This window comes from Limnohabitans lacus (genome assembly GCF_030053395.1).
Lineage (GTDB): Bacteria > Pseudomonadota > Gammaproteobacteria > Burkholderiales > Burkholderiaceae_C > Limnohabitans_A > Limnohabitans_A lacus.
Genome location: NZ_JASGBH010000013.1, coordinates 38,230 through 58,566 on the forward strand (window position 1 = coordinate 38,230; position 20,337 = coordinate 58,566).

The 20,337-nt window shown below is 58.4% G+C and carries 13 protein-coding genes, 1 other RNA gene and 1 pseudogene; 9 read left to right on the forward strand and 6 right to left on the reverse strand.

What is annotated here, in order from left to right:
• Positions 1–41: 41 nt before the first annotated feature.
• The 6 genes from rpsA to gyrA all read right to left on the reverse strand — a co-directional run bounded on the left by rpsA (position 42) and on the right by gyrA (position 9,668).
• Positions 42–1,721, reverse strand: a complete 1,680-nt coding sequence (gene rpsA / locus QLQ16_RS14880; protein WP_283225459.1) for a 30S ribosomal protein S1 — start codon at positions 1,719–1,721, stop codon at positions 42–44.
• Between the two features lie 198 nt (positions 1,722–1,919).
• Entirely contained in the window at positions 1,920–3,914 is a 1,995-nt protein-coding gene (locus QLQ16_RS14885) for a bifunctional 3-phosphoshikimate 1-carboxyvinyltransferase/cytidylate kinase (RefSeq protein ID WP_283225460.1), read from the reverse strand.
• Positions 3,915–3,917: 3 nt separating this feature from the next.
• Positions 3,918–4,814 carry a prephenate dehydrogenase gene (locus QLQ16_RS14890; RefSeq protein ID WP_283225461.1) on the reverse strand — a complete coding sequence of 299 codons (897 nt, stop codon included), beginning with the start codon at positions 4,812–4,814 and terminating at the stop codon, positions 3,918–3,920.
• Positions 4,811–5,911 carry a prephenate dehydratase gene (pheA, locus tag QLQ16_RS14895; RefSeq protein ID WP_283225462.1) on the reverse strand — a complete coding sequence of 367 codons (1,101 nt, stop codon included), beginning with the start codon at positions 5,909–5,911 and terminating at the stop codon, positions 4,811–4,813. Before pheA ends, QLQ16_RS14890 begins: the two co-directional genes overlap by 4 nt.
• Positions 5,912–5,924: 13 nt before the next feature.
• Complete coding sequence (serC, locus tag QLQ16_RS14900) at positions 5,925–7,016, reverse strand: 3-phosphoserine/phosphohydroxythreonine transaminase (protein WP_283225463.1); 1,092 nt, start codon at positions 7,014–7,016, stop codon at positions 5,925–5,927.
• 3 nt (positions 7,017–7,019) lie between these two features.
• A complete protein-coding gene (gene gyrA, locus QLQ16_RS14905) occupies positions 7,020–9,668 on the reverse strand; it encodes a DNA gyrase subunit A (RefSeq protein ID WP_283225464.1) in 2,649 nt (882 codons plus the stop codon).
• A 235-nt stretch (positions 9,669–9,903) separates the two neighbouring features.
• On the opposite strand from gyrA, the gene ompA reads away from it, so the two are divergent.
• The 9 genes and pseudogenes from ompA (at position 9,904) to QLQ16_RS14950 (ending at position 20,221) form a co-directional block, all read left to right on the forward strand.
• Positions 9,904–10,548: an outer membrane protein OmpA gene (gene ompA / locus QLQ16_RS14910; RefSeq protein WP_283225465.1), complete on the forward strand. Its 645-nt coding sequence runs from the start codon at positions 9,904–9,906 to the stop codon at positions 10,546–10,548.
• Positions 10,549–10,642: 94 nt separating this feature from the next.
• A complete protein-coding gene (ubiG, locus tag QLQ16_RS14915; RefSeq protein WP_283225466.1) occupies positions 10,643–11,353 on the forward strand; it encodes a bifunctional 2-polyprenyl-6-hydroxyphenol methylase/3-demethylubiquinol 3-O-methyltransferase UbiG in 711 nt (236 codons plus the stop codon).
• A 2-nt stretch (positions 11,354–11,355) separates the two neighbouring features.
• Positions 11,356–12,021 (forward strand): HAD-IA family hydrolase, encoded by a 666-nt coding sequence (locus QLQ16_RS14920; protein ID WP_283225467.1) that lies wholly within the window; start codon positions 11,356–11,358, stop codon positions 12,019–12,021.
• 13 nt (positions 12,022–12,034) lie between these two features.
• Positions 12,035–12,409: a transfer-messenger RNA gene (gene ssrA / locus QLQ16_RS14925) on the forward strand.
• A 610-nt stretch (positions 12,410–13,019) separates the two neighbouring features.
• Positions 13,020–13,438: pseudogene (locus QLQ16_RS14930) on the forward strand (transposase); the annotation flags it as partial.
• 147 nt (positions 13,439–13,585) lie between these two features.
• Entirely contained in the window at positions 13,586–13,939 is a 354-nt protein-coding gene (locus QLQ16_RS14935; protein ID WP_283225468.1) for a hypothetical protein, read from the forward strand.
• 168 nt (positions 13,940–14,107) lie between these two features.
• Positions 14,108–15,469, forward strand: coding sequence for a TolC family protein (locus QLQ16_RS14940; protein ID WP_283225469.1), 1,362 nt, complete (start codon positions 14,108–14,110; stop codon positions 15,467–15,469).
• A 2-nt stretch (positions 15,470–15,471) separates the two neighbouring features.
• A complete protein-coding gene (locus QLQ16_RS14945; protein ID WP_283225470.1) occupies positions 15,472–17,010 on the forward strand; it encodes an efflux RND transporter periplasmic adaptor subunit in 1,539 nt (512 codons plus the stop codon).
• A 16-nt stretch (positions 17,011–17,026) separates the two neighbouring features.
• Positions 17,027–20,221 carry a CusA/CzcA family heavy metal efflux RND transporter gene (locus QLQ16_RS14950; RefSeq protein WP_283225471.1) on the forward strand — a complete coding sequence of 1,065 codons (3,195 nt, stop codon included), beginning with the start codon at positions 17,027–17,029 and terminating at the stop codon, positions 20,219–20,221.
• The last annotated feature ends 116 nt before the right edge of the window (positions 20,222–20,337 follow it).

Here is a 20,337-nt window from a genome sequence, read left to right on the forward strand (position 1 = left end):
AGGCTTTCACAGACAGCAGCTGTCTATCGGTCCAACAACGATCAGTTGTTGTCCAACTTGGCGCGCAACAAAGCGCCCAGGCTGGTGGTGCCGGCGTTTTCGCGGGCAGACTGTTGGCTCAGCGAAGCCATGGCTTCTTGCTGGTCGGCAGCGTCTTTGGCTTTGATCGACAACTGGATGTTGCGGGTCTTGCGATCCACGTTCACCACCACAGCGGTCACTTCGTCGCCGACTTTGAGCACTTGGCTGGCATCTTCCACGCGGTCGCGGGAGATTTCGGACACGCGCAGGTAACCCACGATGTCTTCGCCCAGGTCGATTTCAGCGCCCTTGGCATCCACAGTCTTGACCTTGCCGGTCACGATCTGGCCCTTGTCGTTGACAGAGGTGAAGGTCGTGAATGGATCGGAGTCCAGTTGCTTGATGCCCAAGGAGATGCGCTCGCGGTCCACGTCCACAGCCAAGACCAAAGCCTCGACTTCTTGACCCTTCTTGAATTCGCGCACGGCGTTTTCGCCGGACTCGTTCCAAGACAGGTCGGACAGGTGCACCAGGCCGTCGATGCCGGCAGCCAAGCCCACGAACACGCCGAAGTCGGTGATCGACTTGATCGGGCCCTTCACGCGGTCGCCGCGCTTGGTGTTCTGAGCAAACTCTTGCCATGGGTTGGCACGACACTGCTTCATGCCCAAGCTGATGCGGCGCTTGTCTTCGTCGATCTCGAGGACCATGACTTCGACTTCGTCGCCCAGAGCCACGATCTTGGAAGGGGCCACGTTCTTGTTGGTCCAGTCCATTTCAGACACGTGCACCAAGCCTTCGATGCCGGGTTCGAGTTCCACAAACGCGCCGTAGTCGGCGATGTTGGTGATCTTGCCGAACATGCGGGTGCCTTGTGGGTAGCGGCGGTTCACGCCCATCCATGGGTCGTCGCCCATTTGCTTCAGACCCAAGGACACGCGGTTTTTCTCGGTGTCGAACTTCAGGATCTTGGCGGTGATTTCTTGACCCGCTGTCACCACTTCGGATGGGTGACGAACACGGCGCCATGCCATGTCGGTGATGTGCAGCAAACCGTCGATGCCGCCCAGGTCCACGAACGCACCGTATTCGGTGATGTTCTTGACCACGCCATTGACGATGGAGCCTTCGCGCAGGGTTTCCATCAGTTTGGCGCGCTCTTCGCCCATGGACGCTTCCACCACGGCACGGCGTGACAACACGACGTTGTTGCGCTTGCGGTCGAGCTTGATGACCTTGAATTCCAGGGTCTTGTTCTCATAGGGAGACAGGTCTTTGGTAGGACGTGTGTCGACCAAAGAACCGGGCAAGAAAGCGCGGATGCCGTTGACCAAAACGGTCAGGCCACCCTTGACTTTGCCGCTGGTGGTGCCGGTGACGAATTCGCCGGATTCCAGCGCTTTTTCCAGAGACATCCACGAAGCCAAACGCTTGGCAGTGTCGCGGCTCAGGATGGTGTCGCCGTAGCCGTTTTCGATGGAGCCGATGGCCACCGAGACAAAGTCGCCGACCTGGACTTCGACTTCACCCTGGTCGTTCTTGAACTCTTCGAGGGGCACGTAGGACTCGGACTTGAGACCGGCGTTGACCACGACGAAGTTGTGTTCAATGCGCACCACTTCAGCGGTGATGACTTCACCAGGGCGCATTTCGGTACGTTGCAGGGATTCCTCAAAGAGGGCGGCAAAAGATTCAGACATGTGATTTCCTCATCCACAAACAGGACTGACGAACGCGGAATGCGTCGTTTCCAGGAGCTGACTGTGGCGATTGGTTTGCGGTGTGAACCGCGGTTGGTTAGCAAAATCCACGAAGCCGGTGTGCATGCTGCACGAGGGGAGCGACGTGGAACCCTTCAAATCAGCCCGCATGAGCGGGCTGCTGCAAGACGATGGCGCTCAAGCGCCAAAAACTTGCCTGCCTTGCCACCAGTTCAGGACCTGATCCACCGAGGCTTCGATGGACAAGGACGAGTTGTCCAGTTGCAAGGCATCTTGCGCAGGCTGCAAGGGCGCCACGCTGCGGGACATGTCCCGGGCGTCGCGCGCTTCCAAGTCAGCGCGAAGACTGTCGATATTAGCCGAAAAACCCTTAGAAATCAATTGCTTATGGCGTCTTTCGGCCCTTTGGGCCGCGCTGGCGGTCAAAAAAACCTTCAAAGGGGCGTTCGGGAAGATGACGGTGCCCATGTCGCGGCCGTCGGCCAAGAGGCCCGGCAGGCGCTGAAAGCTGTGCTGCAGATCGACCAGCGCATCGCGCACGGCGGGCAAGACCGAAACTTTGGAAGCGTTCATACCGCCTTGTTCGCTGCGGATCGCATCGGTCACGTCCACGTTGCTGAGCAGCACCTGTTCGCCCTCAAAGCGCACGGGCAGGTGGCGGGCCAGTTCTGCAATGGCGGCTTCGTCGGCCGCCTCCAGCGTGAGGCCCGCTTGCAGTGCGGCGTGGGCGGTCACGCGGTAGAGCGCGCCCGAGTCCAGGTAGTGATAGCCGAGCTGCGCAGCCACGCGGCTGGCCAATGTGCCCTTGCCCGAGGCGGTGGGGCCGTCGATGCAGATCACCGGGATGTTTTGTGCGGTTGTGTGCGCTACCGAGAACAGGGCCTCGAAATAATCGGGGAAAGTCTTGGCCACGCATTTGGGGTCTTCGATGCGCACCGGGACTTGGTCGGTGTTGAAAGCTGCCAGCGAGAAGCACATGGCCACGCGGTGGTCGTCGTAGGTGTGGATGCTGGCGCGTTGCCATTTTTGAGCAGGCAGGGGGTGGATGGTGATCCAGTCCGGGCCTTCTTCGACGGTGGCGCCGAGCTTGCGGCTTTCGGCGGCCATGGCCACGATGCGGTCGGTTTCCTTGACGCGCCAGCTGGCGATGTTGCGCAGCGTGGTGGGGCCGTCGGCGTACAGCGCCATCACCGCCAATGTCATGGCGGCGTCGGGGATGTGGTTGCAGTCGAGCGTGATGCCTTTCAAGGGCCAAGCACCGCGCTGGATTGCGAGCCAGTTGGGACCGCTGGTGATTTTGGCGCCCATTTGGGCGGCGGCGTCCATGAAGCGGATGTCGCCCTGGATGGAGTCGGCGCCTACGCCCTGGATGCGGATGCCGTTGCCCTTGGCAATTGCGCCCAATGCGATGAAGTAGCTGGCCGAAGACGCATCGGCTTCGACGTGGATCGTGCCGGGCGACTGGTAGCGGCTGCCCGCAGGGATGACAAAGCGTTCCCAGCCTTGGCGCTCGACCTGGATGCCGTAGCGGGCGAGCAGGTTGAGGGTGATCTCGATGTAGGGCTTGCTGATGAGTTCGCCCACCACTTCGATGGTGATGGCGCGGTCTTGTGACGCCAAGGGCAGGGCCATCAACAGCGCTGTGAGGAACTGGCTGGACACATCGCCGCGCACGGGAATGGGTTTGTCAAGCTGCAACGCTGGCTGTCGCACTCGCAGGGGCGGGTAGCCCTCGTTGCCCAGGTAATCGATGGCGCAGCCCAGCTCGCGCAGGGCGTCCACCAGGTCGCCAATCGGGCGCTCGTGCATGCGTGGCACGCCCTTGAGGGTGAAGTCGCCGCCTTGCACGGCCAGTGCAGCGGTGAGCGGGCGCATGGCGGTGCCTGCGTTGCCCATGAAAAATTCAATCGCTTCGGTGGGCCAAGCACGTCCGCCCAAGCCGGTGATGGTCACCGTGGTGCCTTGCACCTCGACACCGCAGCCCAGTTGGCGCAGCGCGGCCAGCATCACGCGGGTGTCGTCCGAGTCCAGCAGGTCATGGACCACGGTGGTGCCTTGGCACAGCGCCGAGAGCAGCAGCACGCGGTTGGAGATGCTTTTGGAGCCGGGCAGGGTGACGGTGCCAGACGCGCCTTGCAGCGCAGGAAGGTCAAGGAAGGCGGTGGAGAACATGGGTCAGTCTTCTGAGGCTTTGTTGCAAGCGTTGCCTGCCTGCAAGGTCCAGGCCGAGCGCACATCGCTGGCTTGTTGAATCAGCTGCTGCAGTGCAGCGTTGTCGCCTTGCTTCAAGGCGTTTTCAAATTGGTCGAGGGCTGTGCGAAAGTGCGCCACTTGGGCCAGCACTTCGACGTGGTTGGCGCTCAAAATGTCGCGCCACACCGAAGCATCTGAGGCAGCGATGCGCGAAAAATCTCGAAAGCCCGGGCCAGCCATTTCCAGAAAGGCTGCGCCTTGTGGTTGCGCTGTCAAAGCATTCACAGCGGCAAAGGCCAGCATATGGGGGAGGTGGCTCACGGCTGCAAAGGTGGCGTCGTGCGCTTCGGGTGTCATGGTGCTCACATGGCTGCCCATGGCGGCCCACACATCGTGCGCGGCTTGCATGCGGTGGATGCTGGTTTTGGGCAACGGCGTGAGGATGGTGCGGCGTTCTTTGTAGAGTGAGGCCTCGGCGTGTTCGATGCCCGCGACCTCTTTGCCTGCAATCGGGTGCGCCGGCACAAAGCAACTCAGGCGCTCGCCCAAAGCGGCTTGGGCAGCGGCGATCACATCGCATTTGGTCGAGCCCACATCCATCAGCAAAGCGTTGGCAGGCAGCACATCGCGCATGGCGGCAAAGCTGGCCTGCATGGCGCCCACGGGCACGGCCAGCAGCACCAGGTCGGCGCCTTGTACGGCCTCGGCCACGCTGTTGCAGGCCTGGTCGATGACCTTCAATTCAAGGGCGCGTTGGCGGGTTTTTTCGGAGGCGCTGAAGCCTGCGATGGTTTGCACCAAACCGGCTTCGCGCAGGGCGAGCGCAAACGAGCCGCCCATCAGGCCGCAGCCAATCAGGGCCAGGCGTTGGAAATTCATTCTGAGACGGGGTAAGAACCCAGCACCTTGTAAAACGCGCACAGGCCTTGCAGCTCTTGCAGGGCTGCGGCCACATGGGGTTCGCTGATGTGGCCTTGCAGGTCGATGTAGAAGTAGTACTCCCACTGGCCCGATTTGGCCGGGCGCGACTCGAATCGGGTCATGGACACGCCGTTGTTTTTGAGCGGGACCAGCAAGTCGTGCACCGCACCCGGGCGGTTGGGCACCGACACCACCAAGCTGGTGCAGTCCTTGCCCGAAGCGGGGGGGGTGGCCAGGGTTTGGGGCAGCGAAATGACGGCGAAGCGGGTGCGGTTGAAAGCCTCGTCTTGGATGGCGTGGTGCACGATGTGCAAGCCAAACTGGCTGGCGGCACGTTCGCTGGCCAAAGCGGCCCAAGCGGGGTTGGAGGCCGCCAAGCGGGCGCCTTCGGCATTGCTCGACACGGCACGTCGCTCCACGTGCGGCAGGTGCTTGGACAGCCAGCCTTGGCACTGGGCCAAAGCCTGGGGGTGGGCCATCACGACCTCGATGCCGGCGTCCGAATTGAGTTGGCGCAGCAAATTGAAGCGCACTTGCAAGCTGACTTCGCCCACCACATGCACGGGCGAGCGCAGGAACAAATCGAGCGAGCGGGCGACCACGCCTTCGGTGGAGTTTTCCATGCCGACCACGCCGTATTGGGCCGTGCCCGCAGCGGTGGCGTGGAAGACTTCATCGAAGTTGGCGCAGTAAATCAGGTTGGCGGCGCTGCCAAAAAATTCAATCGCAGCCTGCTCGCAAAACGTGCCTTGGGGGCCCAACACGGCCACGCGCTGTGGCGCTTCGAGGGCCAGGCAGGCCGACATGATTTCGCGCCAAATCGAGGCGATGTGTTCGTTTTTCAGCGGGCCGGGGTTGGCTTGGGTGATTTTGTCGATGACCTGGGCCACCCGGTCCGGGCGAAAGAAGGGCGAGCCTTCGGCGCGTTTGATTTCACCGACCTGCTCGGCCACTTTGGCGCGGTCGTTCAGCAGTTGCAGCAATTGCTTGTCCAGCGAGTCGATTTGCACACGCAAAGCGCCCAGCGCTTCGGACTGGATAGGTTGTTGGCTCATGGTCCTTGGGGCGTTAAGCCTGTGTTTTTTCAAATTCGCGCAGGTAGTCCACCAGCGCTTGCACGCCCGCCAAAGGCATGGCGTTGTAGATGCTGGCGCGCATGCCGCCGACCGACTTGTGGCCCTTGAGCTGCAACAAACCGCGTGCTTTGGCGCCGGCCAAAAACGCGTCGTTGCGCGATTCGTCAAGCAAGAAGAAGGGCACGTTCATGCGCGAGCGGCAGGCCTTGTCCACTTTGTTGACGTACAGCGCTGAGTTGTCCAGACAGTCGTAGAGCAGCTGGGCTTTGGCGATGTTGCGCTGCTCCATGGCCGCGATGCCGCCATGCTTTTTGAGCCACTGGAACACCAGGCCCGCGATGTAAATGCTGTAGGTGGGCGGGGTGTTGTACATCGACTGGTTGTCGTTCACCAGCTTGTAGTCAAAGGCGCTGGGGCAATGCGGCATGGCGCGGCCGATCAGGTCTTCGCGCACGATGACCAAGGTCAGGCCAGCGGGGCCCAGGTTCTTTTGCGCACCCCCAAAAGCCAGGCCCACACGGGACCAGTCGACCGGGCGCGAGGCCACGTGCGAAGAAAAGTCCACCACCAAGGGCGCATCGCAACCCAAGGCCTTCAGGTCGGGCAGCTCGTGGAACTCCACGCCGTGGATGGTTTCGTTGCTGCAGATGTGCACATAACGGCTGTCTGCGCCGATGTGCCAGCTGGCAGGCGAGGGCAGGGATGTGAAGCCGTCGGCTTGCGCAGAAGCCGCGACACGCGAAGTCGCGTATTTGCCCGCTTCTTTTTGCGACTTCTGGCTCCAGCTACCGGTCAAGACGAAATCGACCGCGCCGCCTTGCGACAGGTTCATCGGCACGATGGCGTTTTCGGCCAAGCCACCGCCTTGCATGAACAAGATCTTGAAGTTCGCAGGCACGGCCAGCAATTCGCGCAGGTCGGATTCGGCCTGCTCGTAAATGCTGATGAACTCCTTGCCGCGGTGGCTCATTTCCATCACGCTCATGCCCGAGCCATGCCAGTCCAGCATTTCGGCTGCGGCTTGCTGCAAGACCTCTTCGGGCATGACGGCCGGGCCGGCCGAGAAATTGAAAGCTCGGCTCATGCCTTATTCCGCTGCGGGGGTGTTGTCGTCTGTGCTGCCTTCGGCATCGGCTTCGCTGTCGTTCGCGTTGGCATCGTTTTCCACAATGCGTTGCAGGCCCGACAGTTTGGCGCCTTCGTCCAAGTTGATCAGGGTCACGCCTTGCGTGGCGCGGCCCAGTTCGCGGATCTCGGCGACCCGGGTGCGCACCAAAACGCCGGTGTCGGTGATCAGCATGATTTCATCGTCGGCATGCACCAAGGTGGCGGCCACGACTTTGCCGTTGCGCTCGGATTGCTGGATGGCAATCATGCCCTTGGTGCCACGGCCGTGGCGGGTGTATTCGACGATGCTGGTGCGTTTGCCGTAGCCGTTTTCGGTGGCGGTGAGCACGCTTTGCGTTTCGTCTTCGGCCACCAGCATGGCAATCACGCTTTGGCCTTCTTCGATCATCATGCCGCGCACACCGCGGGCACTGCGGCCCAAGGGGCGCACATCGTTTTCGTCAAAGCGCACGGCTTTGCCGCCGTCGCTGAACAGCATCACGTCGTGTTGGCCGTCGGTCAGCGCCGCGCCAATCAAATAGTCGCCTTCGTCCAGGTTGACGGCGATGATGCCGCCCTTGCGGGGGTTGCTGAATTCGTCCAGCGATGTCTTTTTGACCGTGCCCATGGAGGTGGCCATGAACACGTACTGGTTCTCGGGGAAGGTGCGCGCTTCGCCGGTCAGGGCCAGCACCACGTTGATCTTCTCGCCTTCTTGCAGCGGGAACATGTTGACGATCGGGCGGCCGCGCGAGCCACGCGAGCCGGCAGGCACTTCCCAGACCTTGAGCCAATACAGGCGGCCACGGTTGGAGAAGCACAGCAGGTAGTCGTGTGTGTTGGCAATGAAGAGCTGGTCGATCCAGTCGTCTTCTTTGGTGGCTGCAGCTTGCTTGCCGCGACCACCACGCTTTTGGGCACGGTATTCGGACAGGGGTTGGCTCTTGATGTAGCCGCTGTGAGAGAGCGTGACCACCATGTCGGTGGGGGTGATCAGGTCTTCGGTGGCCAGGTCTTGCGCGTTGTGCTCGATCTGGCTGCGGCGTGCGCCGATTTTGGTTTGGCCAAATTCTTGGCGCACGGTGCCCAGCTCGTCACCAATGATGGTCGACACGCGTTCGGGCTTGGCCAAGATGTCCAGCAGGTCTTCGATGACCGACATCACTTCCTTGTACTCGGCCACGATCTTGTCTTGTTCCAGACCGGTCAGGCGTTGCAGACGCATCTGCAAAATTTCTTGCGCTTGTGTGTCCGACAGGCGGTACAGGCCATCTTGGCCCAGGCCGTATTCGCGCTCCAGGCCTTCTGGGCGGTAGTCATCGGCGTTGATGGTCGAGCCATCATCGCGGGCGCGGGTCAGCATGGTGCGCACCATCTGGCTGTCCCAGGCGCGGGTCATCAGCTCGGCCTTGGCCACGGGGGGCGTGGGCGCATTGCGGATGATGGCGATGAAGTCGTCGATGTTGGCCAAGGCCACGGCCAAACCTTCGAGCACGTGGCCGCGATCGCGGGCTTTGCGCAACTCAAACACCGTGCGGCGTGTGACCACTTCGCGGCGGTGCTCCAGGAAGACTTGAATCAAGTCTTTCAGGTTGCACAGCTTGGGTTGCCCGTCGATCAGGGCCACCATGTTCATGCCGAAGGTGTCTTGCAGCTGGGTTTGCTTGTAGAGGTTGTTGAGCACCACTTCGGGGACTTCACCCCGTTTGAGCTCGATCACCACGCGCATGCCGGACTTGTCGGACTCGTCCTGGATATGGCTGATGCCTTCGATCTTCTTTTCGTGCACCAACTCGGCAATGCGCTCGAGCAAGGTCTTTTTGTTGACCTGGTAGGGCAGCTCGTCCACGATGATGGATTGGCGTTGGCCCTTGTCGATGTCTTCAAAGTGGCATTTGGCGCGCATGACCACGCGGCCACGGCCGGTACGGTAACCGTCTTTGACGCCGCTGATGCCGTAAATGATGCCGGCGGTTGGGAAGTCAGGCGCGGGGATGATTTCCATCAACTCATCGACCGAGGCCTCTGGGTTGCGCAGCAAATGCAAGCAAGCGTCCACCACCTCGTTGAGGTTGTGTGGCGGGATGTTGGTGGCCATGCCCACAGCGATACCGCCGGAGCCGTTGATCAACAGGTTGGGCAGTCGCGAGGGCAGGACCAAGGGCTCTTGTTCCGAGCCGTCGTAGTTGGGGCCGAAGTCGACGGTTTCCTTGTCGATGTCACCCAGCATCTCGTGGGCAATTTTGGCCAGGCGGATTTCGGTGTAACGCATGGCAGCAGCGTTGTCGCCGTCCACCGAGCCGAAGTTGCCTTGACCGTCCACCAACATGTGGCGCATGGAAAAGTCTTGCGCCATGCGCACGATGGTGTCGTACACCGACTGGTCACCGTGGGGGTGGTATTTACCGATCACGTCACCCACGATACGGGCCGACTTTTTGTAGGGTCGGTTCCAGTCGTTGTTCAGCTCGTGCATCGCAAACAGCGCACGGCGGTGCACTGGCTTCAAGCCGTCACGGGCATCGGGCAGGGCACGACCGACGATCACGCTCATGGCGTAATCGAGGTAGCTGCGCCGCATTTCCTCTTCCAGACTGATGGGCAGTGTTTCTTTGGCGAACTGGGTCATATATAGAGGGGTAATGGGTGACGCGATGGGAATCTCTCATTTTAGGTGCATTAGGGTGTCGCAAGAATGCAACAACTTTGTTTCCAAATTTGTAATTGGTTGTCAGTGCTGTGGGCCAATTCACAGCCCCATTCAAGGTCTATGGCACAATAAATGTCAGCGTTGCAAGTGACGGTCATTTGTAACGTTCATTTTTCGCAGCGAGTCTGCGGCTTAATCCCTTAAGAGGAAGACCATGAAGAAACTCAACAAAGTGGCAATGATGTTTGCAGCCGCAGCTCTCGCAACGGCCGCTGGCGCGCAATCCGTGGACAACTGGCGCAATGGCTCCGGCGACCTGATCTGGAAAAACAGCAACCAAGAACTGTGCTGGCGCGATGCCAACTGGACACCTGCAACAGCAGCTGCCGGCTGCGACGGCGCCATCGTGGCTCCTAAAGCGGCTCCAGCCCCAGCACCTGTGGCTGCCCCAGCTCCTAAAGCTGCTCCAGCTCCAAAGCCAGCCCCAGCACCTGCTGCAGCGACCAAAGTCACTTACGCTGCTGACGCATTTTTCGACTTCGACAAAGCTGTTTTGAAGAAAGAAGGCAAAGCCAAGTTGGACGATTTGGTTGGCAAAGTTAAAGGCATCAACTTGGAAGTCATCATCGCTGTGGGTCACACCGACTCCGTGGGCACCGATGGCTACAACCAGAAGCTGTCTGTCAAGCGCGCTGACGCTGTGAAGGCTTACTTGGTGTCCAAGGGCATCGAGAAAAACCGCGTTTACACCGAAGGCAAAGGCGAGAAGCAACCCGTTGCTGACAACAAGACTTCTGCTGGCCGCGCTAAAAACCGCCGCGTTGAAATCGAAGTGGTCGGTACACGCGCCAACAAATAATCCTTTCCAAGGATGACCCAAAAGCCCCAGCGATGGGGCTTTTTTTATGGGCCCAGGCTAACCGTTTGGGTCGATTGCTTCACAATCGCTCCCCATGAACACTGCTGCAAACAACGTTGACCCCGCCGAACTGGCCAAGTTTTCCGATCTGGCCCACCGTTGGTGGGATCCTGAGAGTGAATTTCGCCCCTTGCACCAGATCAACCCCCTGCGCCTGGAGTGGATCAACGCTCAAGTGCCTTTGTCGGGTTTGAATGTGGTCGATGTGGGTTGTGGCGGCGGCATTCTGGCCGATGCCATGGCGCGCAAAGGCGCTCAGGTCACCGGGATTGACCTCGCCACCAAGTCACTCAAGGTGGCGCAATTGCATGCCTTGGAGGCCGGCACCACCGGTGTTCAGTACCGTGAAATCAGTGCAGAAGCTTTGGCGGAAGAAAAGCCTGGGCAGTTTGATGTGGTCACCTGCATGGAAATGCTCGAGCACGTGCCCGATCCCGCTTCGGTGGTCAAAGCCTGTGTGCAAATGGTCAAACCGGGCGGTTGGGTGTTCTTTTCGACGCTCAACCGCAACCCCAAGTCTTTTTTGTTTGCCATTGTGGGCGCCGAGTACATCCTCAAACTTTTGCCCAAAGGCACCCACGAGTTTGCTCGCATGATCAAACCGAGCGAATTGTCCACCTGGGCCCGTGATGCGGGTCTTGATGTGCGGGGCTTCAAGGGCATGGAATACAACCCTTTCACACGACGCTATTGGCTCTCCAGTGACACCAGCGTCAACTACCTGATGGCCTGTCGCAAGGGGTGAACATGTTCCACAACGTACAAGCCGTTTTGTTCGATCTTGATGGCACGCTGATCGACAGCGCGCCCGATTTGGGCGCTGCAGCCGACCAAATGCGCGTGGCCCGTGGCTTGCCTTCCTTCCCACTTGAGCATTACCGGCCCATGGCTGGCGCGGGGGCTCGCGGCATGATTGGCCTGGCCTTTGGCATGACGCCAGAGCACCCCGATTTCGAGGCGATGAAAGAAGAGTTTTTCGTCAACTACGAAAACTGCATGACCGAGCGCACCCGCATTTTTGACGGCGTGGTGGACATGGTCAATGCGCTGGTGGCCCAGGGCCTGGCTTGGGGGGTGGTGACCAACAAGTCCAGCCGCTTCACCGACCCGCTGACGGCGGCCATGCCTTTGTTTGCTTCGGCGCGGGCGATTGTGAGCGGCAACACCACGCCACATGCCAAACCGCATCCAGAGCCCTTGTTCGAGGCGGCCAGGCGTTTGTCGGTGGATCCTGCTCGCTGCGTGTATGTGGGCGATGATGAACGCGACATCGTGGCCGGCTTGGCCGCGGGCATGGGCACGGTGGCGGCGACCTACGGATATTTGGGCGCACAGGCGGATATTTCGCGTTGGAATGCCCATTTGCACATTGATTCTCCGCTGGACCTCTTGAAATCGCTCAACCCGGCCTAAAATAGACAACTCAGGGGCTGCACTGGTTTCGACATGGGTTCGGACGCGTGGCAGGGCATGTCGAGGTTCTGTTACCTCGTAAAACCGCAGAAAAAAACTAACTGCAAACGACGAACGTTTCGCACTCGCCGCTTAATCCGGTGAGCCTTGCAACAGTTGGCCGATAGGCTGGGTTAGGGGGTCGCAAGACTTCCTAACTGCAAGGGAAAACATATGGGCTGGCATCACCTCGGGTACCTTGGTGTGGTGTGAGAAAAAAGGGTGCTGGCTGGGTGCGTAGCGTGTCGCTGCGCGACGCACACGGCGAGATCCAAATCAGACGACTACACATGTAGAACTGTACGAAAAAGGCTTGTGGACGGGGGTTCAAATCCCCCCAGCTCCACCATATGCAGGGGGACAGATTTTCTCTGTCCCCCTTTTCATGCTCGGAAAGCCCAGTATTTGCGGGCTCCCGCGTTTTCCCTTGTGGACGCGGCAGGGCACATTTCTCCGATTTTTGACCTCAAAGTCCGAATTTCTCTCTTTTTTCTCTGATGGCTTATGGACGCGTCCATGAGCCGAGCCCAGTATTCATGCGGTTTCCCGCGATCGGGTTGGACCTTGCCACTGCCTGAGCATGAGGGATTGGAACTGGCCTCAAGCAGACGTTAGGCATGATTTGCTCAGGTGTTTCCGGCTGATCGATAGGCAGCTCTCGGCGGCGTGAGCTGCCATTCACGAATGACCGTTCTCCAAAAATAAATTTATACGTACCAGGCTGCATCGGTAGCCTAAATCGCCGTGGCCGAAGACACGTACCTTGCGCAGTTGCGCCACTTGCTGCGCCTGATCCAACGACTAGAGTGATCAAGCGCGAATAATGCCTCCGCAGGGATCATCCGCTACAGCAACTGCCTTTGCCTCGCACATGGATGGGCGGGCACGGTACCGTGCCGTAGGAACAGAATGACCCCATATTTTGAGGAGGCTCCACACTTTGAAAAGATGGAGCCAAGATCAAGAAATCAAACCGTTTTTTACCCGAAGTGCGCGAACGCGCTGTCCGTATGGTGCTTGAACACCGAGGCGAGTACCTCTCCCTGTGGGCCACCATTGAGTCCATCGCCCCCAAGATCGGGTGTGTGCCGCAAACCCTCAACGACTGGGTTCGCCAGCACGAAGTTGATGCAGGCATGCGCAATGGCGTCAGATCTGACGAGCGCGCCCGCATCAAAGACCTCGAGCGGGAAGTCAAGGCACAGAGGTAGCCCGCTGCACAGTCGATCGGCTGATGAAGGGTCTGGGATTGCACGGTGTTCGCCGGGGCAAGGTCATCCGTACGACAGTCCAAGACAAGGTTGCGGCTTGCCCGCTGTATCGGGTCAACCGTCAATTCAAAGTAGATAGGCCCAACCAACTGTGGGTGTCGGACTTCAACTAACTGACCCCCTAGGAGTTGGACAAACTTAAAGGGGTTTCATGAGGAAGTATCAAACCCGGGGCGATTCAGGCTGCTTGGAGGGGAACGGAGCAAATAGAAAAGATGCACATGAAAGTCTATAGCTGCTAAACTGTTCACCATATGCGTAAATGGTTGGCAATCCTTTTGTTGGTGTTCATGCCGCTACAGCTTAGCTGGGCGGCTGTAGCCAGCTATTGCCAACACGAAACCGGTGCCGCAGCCAAGCACTTTGGTCACCATGACCATCAGCACAAGACTGCGGATGGCAAAGACGCATCTTCCGATCCAGCCAAGACCATCGGTGGCGATCCCGATTGCGCGTCCTGTCACGCGGGATGTTTGTCGGCCTTGCCTGGGGCAGTCACGATTGCATCGCTGGCCGACTCGTCTCTGGATACAGCAGATTACGGGGCTTGTCTCACGTCGCCCCCTTTTGAACGCCTCGAACGCCCTAAGTGGCGTGTCCTCGCCTGATCGGCGGGGAGCGCGTTCCTTTCCCTTCGTCATCACCCATCCACGGATACGCCTAGCGCGTGCCTGGGTCAAGCCGACCTCGCTCGGTTGACGTGATGACGAGCAGGCGATCATTTGGATCGCTCACCGCCGATTCCCTCTTGTATTTGAATATCAATGGAGAATCGGATGTTGAAGAGTCATCACAATTACAAACGACGGTATTTAGTCTCCGTCCTTCGCACCTCAAAAGTTGCGGCTGCAACGAGCTTGCTCCTTGCGCTCACTGCGGGCGCAGTATTCGCTCAAGCGCTACCAGCGGCAAAAGATAGTCATCTAGCAGTTGTCAAAAGCGGCTCACAAACCGAAACAGCAACGATCCTGACGCTACAAAAGGCCATTGATTTGGCGTTGGATAGCAATCTAGATCTGGCTGTCGCAAAGCGGGAAATCGAGGCAACGCAAGGTCAGGTGATCCAGGCACAAGCTCGTCCCAATCCTGAACTAGCGTATTCGCAGGAAGACAAGCGGGCATCGACCGGTACACAAAGCGTGCAGATCAATGTGCCCGTAGAAATTGGAGGCAAGCGCGCTGCCCGTATCACGGCGGCTGAGCGAGGGCGTGACATTGCGTCCGAGGAGCTAAATGTGCGCCGTGTTGAAATTCGCGCCACCGTCATCGCAGCCTTCTTCGAAGCTTTGGCAGCTCAGGAACGCGTAGCATTGGCCGGGGCTAGTGTCGATCTAGCAGGACGCGCTACTGATGCAGTTGTCAAACGTGTGGCAGCGGGCAAGGTTTCTCCAGTCGAAGAAACAAAGGCACGGGTAGCCGAATCAGGTGTGCGAGTCGAACTGGCACAGGCCCAGAGCGAGCAACGCAATGCTCGGGCACGTTTGGTCAGTTTGCTCGGGGCCAACCCACCGCGATTTACTACCGTGGCTGGCAGTGTTGATGAACTTCCGGCCGTTCTATCGTTTGAGAACGTACAGCAGCGCCTGTCTGCTTCGCCAACGCTGCGCCGAGCGCAGATGGAGGTTGAGCGTCGCAGGTCGTTGGTCGATGTAGAGCGCAGCAAGCGCGTCCCCAATGTCACTGTCAGTATGGGGGTGAAACGCCCCAACGAACTGCAGCGCGATCAACTGCTGTTCGGGGTTTCTGTGCCCTTGCCGCTGTTTGATCGCAATCAGGGCAACTTGTTGGAAGCGCTGAAGCGCGAAGACAAGGCGCAGGACGAACTTCAAGCACTGAACGTTCGTGTAAGCACGGAAGTATTCCAAGCCCGCGAACGGCTGGAATACATTCTTAGCGAAGTCGACGTCCTGCAAAGGGATGTTTTGCCTGGAGCCAAGAGCGCCTACGATGCCGCCACCATCGGGTTTGAATACGGCAAGTTCAACTTCTTGGAAGTGCTGGACGCACAGCGCACCTACTTTGCCGCTAAATCTCAATACCTCAAAGCATTAGCTGAGGCGCATCGCGCAGCAGCGGAAATCGACCGTGTGCTCGGGGAATCCGGTTCAACTGCTAATCAGCCAGCGAATAAGGAATAAACATGAAAATCAATACAAAAAAATTAAATATCAGCAAAAAACATCTGATCGCGATTGCCGTAATAGTTCTGACAGGCATTTTATTGGGCAGCGCAATACTCGGCGGCAAAGCAACCAAGACAGCCGAAAATGATGGCGACGGTCACGGCAGCCACGCTGAAGCTAAGGCAACCGGTGATGGTGAAAATCACGAGGCCCCAACCAAGGGGCCACATGGCGGCAAGTTGTTCAAGGAGGGGGACTTCGGGCTGGAAGCGTTGCTCGCTGAGGAAGGCGGTGAGCCTCGATTGCGAATTTGGTTGTATGAAAAAAGCAATCCTCTTCCGACCAACGCGGCAAAGGTCGGCGCGACCATCTCACGATTGACCGGAGAGAAACAGACACTGAATTTCACGTCTGACAAGGACAGCCTATTGAGTCGCGAGGTGGTGCCAGAACCGCACGCGTTCGAGATCAGCATCGCTGCACAGACCGCCAACAAGCCCTTCATATTCGTTCTCAACCAAGAAGAGGGAAAGGTCGAACTCAGTGATGCGCAAATTAAAGCTGCATCCATTGGCATCGACACGGCAGGGGCTGCACTAATTAAGTCAGCATTACTATTACCCGGGGAAATTCGCTTGAACGAAGACCGGACGTCGCACGTTGTGCCACGCATTTCAGGGGCCGTAGAAAGCGTGCAGGCCAGCCTGGGGCAAGCTGTCAAGAAGGGGCAGGTTCTCGCCGTCATTGCCAGCCCGGCTGCGTCTGAACAGCGTAGCGAGTTGCAAACAGCGCAAAAGCGTCTGACCCTGGCCAAGACCACGTTCGAGCGCGAAAAGCGGCTCTGGGAGCAGAAGATTTCTGCAGAGCAGGACTACCTGCAAGCAGGGCAAGCGCTGCACGAGGCTGAAGTCGCTGTTACCAATGCTCAACAGAAGCTGTCCGCCTTGGGGCTTTCATCAAGCTCTCAGGGAGGCCTCAATCGTTTCGAATTGCGTGCGCCATTCGACGGCTTGGTGATTGAAAAACATCTCAGCCTCGGTGAAGCCGTCAAGGAAGACGCAGCCGTGTTCACCGTGTCAGATTTGGGACAGGTTTGGGCCGAGATCAACGTACCTGCCAAAGACTTGCCGCTTGTCAAGGTTGGTGAAAAGGTTGCCATCAAGGCAACTGCATTCGATGCCAGCGCGCTAGGCACCATCACCTTTGTGGGCTCGCTGATCGGAGAACAAACCCGCATGGCCAAGGCCCGTGTGGTTTTGGCCAACCCCAAGGGTGCTTGGCGTCCTGGACTGTTCGTCAATGTGGAAGTGACATCCTCTGAGGCTGAAGTACCCGTGACAGTGGCGAGTGATGCCATTCAGACTGTGGGCGACAAGTCAGTCGTGTTCCTGAAGGTAGATGGCGGGTTCGTTGCACAGCCTGTGCAGTTGGGCCGCAGTGATGGCAAGCGCGTCGAAGTAGTGCAAGGCATCAGGTCTGGGGCACCGTATGCGTCGACAGGCAGTTTTGTCGTGAAGTCAGAACTTGGCAAAGCCTCTGCCGAACACGCCCATTGATGCAGGAGAGACATATATGTTTGAAAAACTAATTCGCGCAGCCATTGAGCACCGATGGATGGTGTTGCTAGCGGTCATCGGTATGGCTGCCATAGGCGTGTTCAACTATCAAAAGCTCCCCATCGATGCCGTACCAGACATCACCAACGTCCAGGTTCAGATTAATACCCAAGCACCGGGATATTCCCCGCTAGAGTCCGAGCAACGGGTGACTTACCCGATTGAAACCGTGATGGCGGGTCTTCCTAACCTGGAGCAAACCCGCTCCCTGTCTCGCTATGGGCTGTCGCAAGTGACCGTGATCTTTAAGGACGGCACTGATATTTACTTCGCTCGCCAACTGGTCAATGAGCGCATTCAGGGAGCGCGAGACAAACTGCCCTCTGGCATCACACCTGCGCTGGGGCCAATCTCCACCGGCCTGGGCGAAATTTACCTGTGGACGGTGGAGGCCAAAGATGGTGCAAAGAAGCCCGATGGCACGCCCTATACGGCCACCGATTTACGCGAGATCCAGGACTGGATCATCAAACCGCAGTTGCGCAATGTGCCCGGCGTGACGGAAATCAACTCGATTGGTGGCTATGCCAAGGAATACCAGATAGCGCCGATACCAGAGCGCCTGGCATCGTTGGGTGTCACCCTGCAAGACATCGTGACGGCGCTGGATCGCAACAACGGCAACGTGGGCGCAGGCTACATCGAAAGGCGTGGCGAGCAGTACCTTATCCGAGCACCTGGACAGGTCAAGACGCTGGAGGACATTGGAAACGTCATTCTCAGCAGCTCGGGTGGCGTCCCGATCCGGGTGCGTGACGTGGCTGACGTTGGACTGGGGCGCGAATTGCGTACTGGCGCTGCCACGGACAATGGGCGTGAAGTGGTGCTGGGCACGGTCTTCATGCTCATCGGCCAGAACAGCCGAACGGTGTCGCAAGCCGTTGACAAGAAAATGTTGGAGATCAACCGCAGCCTGCCAGAAGGCGTTCACGCGGTGACGGTCTACGACCGTACCGTGTTGGTAGACAAAGCCATCAGCACGGTGAAGAAGAACCTGCTGGAAGGCGCGATCCTCGTGATCGTGATCCTGTTCCTGTTTCTGGGCAACATCCGTGCGGCCATCATTACGGCAACGGTGATTCCACTGTCCATGCTGTTCACCTTCACGGGCATGGTGCAATACAAGGTCAGCGCCAATTTGATGAGCCTCGGGGCACTGGACTTTGGCATCATCATCGATGGCGCGGTGGTGATCGTCGAGAACTGCGTCCGACGTCTTGCCCATGCGCAAGCTCAATACGGCAGGCCGCTGACTCGCTCAGAACGCTTTCACGAGGTGTTCCTAGCATCCAAGGAATCACGTCGCCCGCTCCTGTTTGGTCAGCTGATCATCATGGTGGTGTACCTGCCCATCTTCGCTCTTACTGGCGTCGAAGGGAAGATGTTTCATCCGATGGCGTTCACGGTGGTGGCGGCGCTCGTGGGAGCCATGATTTTGTCGGTGACCTTCATTCCGGCTGCAGTCGCGTTGTTCATTGGCAGCCGTGTCAGCGAGAAGGAAAACTTCTTGATGGTGCAAGCCAAGCGCTGGTACGGCCCGTTGCTGGATCGCGTGATGGAGGCCAAGGCTGTTGTGTTGGCTACCGCAGCTGTGGCAGTGGTATTGTGCGGTTTGATTGCAACACGCATGGGCAGTGAGTTCGTACCCAGCTTGAACGAAGGAGACTTCGCCATTCAGGCCCTTCGCATTCCTGGCACAAGTTTGTCGCAATCTGTAGGGATGCAGCAGCAACTTGAAGCAACGCTGAAATCTAAGTTTCCCGAGATTGAACGTGTCTTTGCGCGCACTGGAACAGCGGAAATTGCCTCCGATCCTATGCCGCCAAACATTTCTGACGGCTACATCATGCTAAAGCCCATTTCCGAGTGGCCTGAGCCGCGCAAGTCACGCGACGAGTTGCTGGCCGCCGTGCAGGAAGTTGTAGGCAAGATACCAGGCAACAACTACGAATTTTCCCAGCCAATCCAACTTCGATTCAACGAACTCATATCGGGGGTGCGCAGCGATGTGGCAGTAAAGATTTTCGGGGACGACATGGACGTTTTGAACAAGACAGCCGAAGAAGTCTCGTCCAAGTTGCAAAAAATCCCTGGTGCCTCAGAAGTAAAGGTGGAGCAAACCACAGGACTGCCGATGCTTACAGTCAACATCGATCGCCAAAAGTCTGCGCGCTACGGACTGAACGTGGCTGATATCCAAGACGTTGTGGCTACGGCTATCGGTGGTCGCGAGGCCGGTACGCTGTTCGAGGGTGATCGCCGTTTCGACATTCTGGTTCGTTTGCCAGAATCCCTTCGCAACGACCTTGAGAGCATGAAACGCTTGCCGATTCCCTTGCCACGCTCCACTGGCAGCGCTGAGGGACGCACCAACTTCATTCAACTGAGCGAAGTGGCGACCTTCGATCTGGCACCTGGGCCCAATCAGGTTAGCCGCGAGAACGGCAAGCGTCGCATCGTGGTGAGTGCAAACGTGCGTGGCCGTGACGTTGGCTCCTTTGTTGCCGATGCAGAAGCTGCGTTGACTCAGGTCAAAATTCCTGTGGGTTACTGGACAAGCTGGGGCGGCACTTTTGAGAATTTACAGTCCGCTACTCAGCGGTTGCAAATCGTCGTCCCGGTATCACTGCTCTTGGTTTTCGTGTTGCTGTTTGCGATGTTCGGCAATGTCAAGGATGGTTTGCTGGTCTTTACCGGCATTCCGTTTGCCTTGACCGGAGGCATTCTGGCGCTGTGGCTACGAGACATCCCGATGTCGATTTCTGCAGCAGTGGGTTTCATCGCACTGTCAGGTGTTGCCGTGCTCAATGGTCTGGTGATGATTTCCTATATTCGCAGTTTACGAGAGGATGGAACGCCCTTGGATTCGGCCATTCGCGAGGGGGCACTGACTAGATTGCGTCCTGTGCTGATGACGGCTTTGGTGGCGTCATTGGGTTTCATCCCGATGGCTATCGCCACTGGAACCGGTGCGGAGGTGCAGCGTCCCTTGGCAACTGTGGTGATAGGCGGCATCTTGTCCTCCACATTGCTGACGCTGCTCGTGCTTCCAATTTTGTATCGGCTGGCCCATCGTCCAGACGAGACAATGGAGGATGTCACTGCCGAGCCGATGCATCCGCAGGTTGTGGCCGATTCGCAGAATCCCTGATGGTCAGTCCAAATTCCCCCACCCGTGGCCACCCCAAATTCCCCCAGGCAGCGCCCTCAGATTATGACGCGTCAGCTTGGATGACCAAGCGCGCCGCCGCCTCCTTGAGCCTATAG

Bases quoted from the DNA above. Each gene is read 5' to 3' on its own strand.
- pheA (WP_283225462.1), bottom strand. From the start codon at position 5,911: ATGAGCCAACAACCTATCCAGTCCGAAGCGCTGGGCGCTTTGCGTGTG.
- rpsA (WP_283225459.1), bottom strand. From the start codon at position 1,721: ATGTCTGAATCTTTTGCCGCCCTCTTTGAGGAATCCCTGCAACGTACC.
- QLQ16_RS14885 (WP_283225460.1), bottom strand. From the start codon at position 3,914: ATGTTCTCCACCGCCTTCCTTGACCTTCCTGCGCTGCAAGGCGCGTCT.
- QLQ16_RS14940 (WP_283225469.1), top strand. From the start codon at position 14,108: ATGTTGAAGAGTCATCACAATTACAAACGACGGTATTTAGTCTCCGTC.
- ubiG (WP_283225466.1), top strand. From the start codon at position 10,643: ATGAACACTGCTGCAAACAACGTTGACCCCGCCGAACTGGCCAAGTTT.
- QLQ16_RS14920 (WP_283225467.1), top strand. From the start codon at position 11,356: ATGTTCCACAACGTACAAGCCGTTTTGTTCGATCTTGATGGCACGCTG.
- QLQ16_RS14950 (WP_283225471.1), top strand. From the start codon at position 17,027: ATGTTTGAAAAACTAATTCGCGCAGCCATTGAGCACCGATGGATGGTG.
- gyrA (WP_283225464.1), bottom strand. From the start codon at position 9,668: ATGACCCAGTTCGCCAAAGAAACACTGCCCATCAGTCTGGAAGAGGAA.
- QLQ16_RS14945 (WP_283225470.1), top strand. From the start codon at position 15,472: ATGAAAATCAATACAAAAAAATTAAATATCAGCAAAAAACATCTGATC.
- ompA (WP_283225465.1), top strand. From the start codon at position 9,904: ATGAAGAAACTCAACAAAGTGGCAATGATGTTTGCAGCCGCAGCTCTC.
- QLQ16_RS14890 (WP_283225461.1), bottom strand. From the start codon at position 4,814: ATGAATTTCCAACGCCTGGCCCTGATTGGCTGCGGCCTGATGGGCGGC.
- QLQ16_RS14935 (WP_283225468.1), top strand. From the start codon at position 13,586: ATGCGTAAATGGTTGGCAATCCTTTTGTTGGTGTTCATGCCGCTACAG.
- serC (WP_283225463.1), bottom strand. From the start codon at position 7,016: ATGAGCCGAGCTTTCAATTTCTCGGCCGGCCCGGCCGTCATGCCCGAA.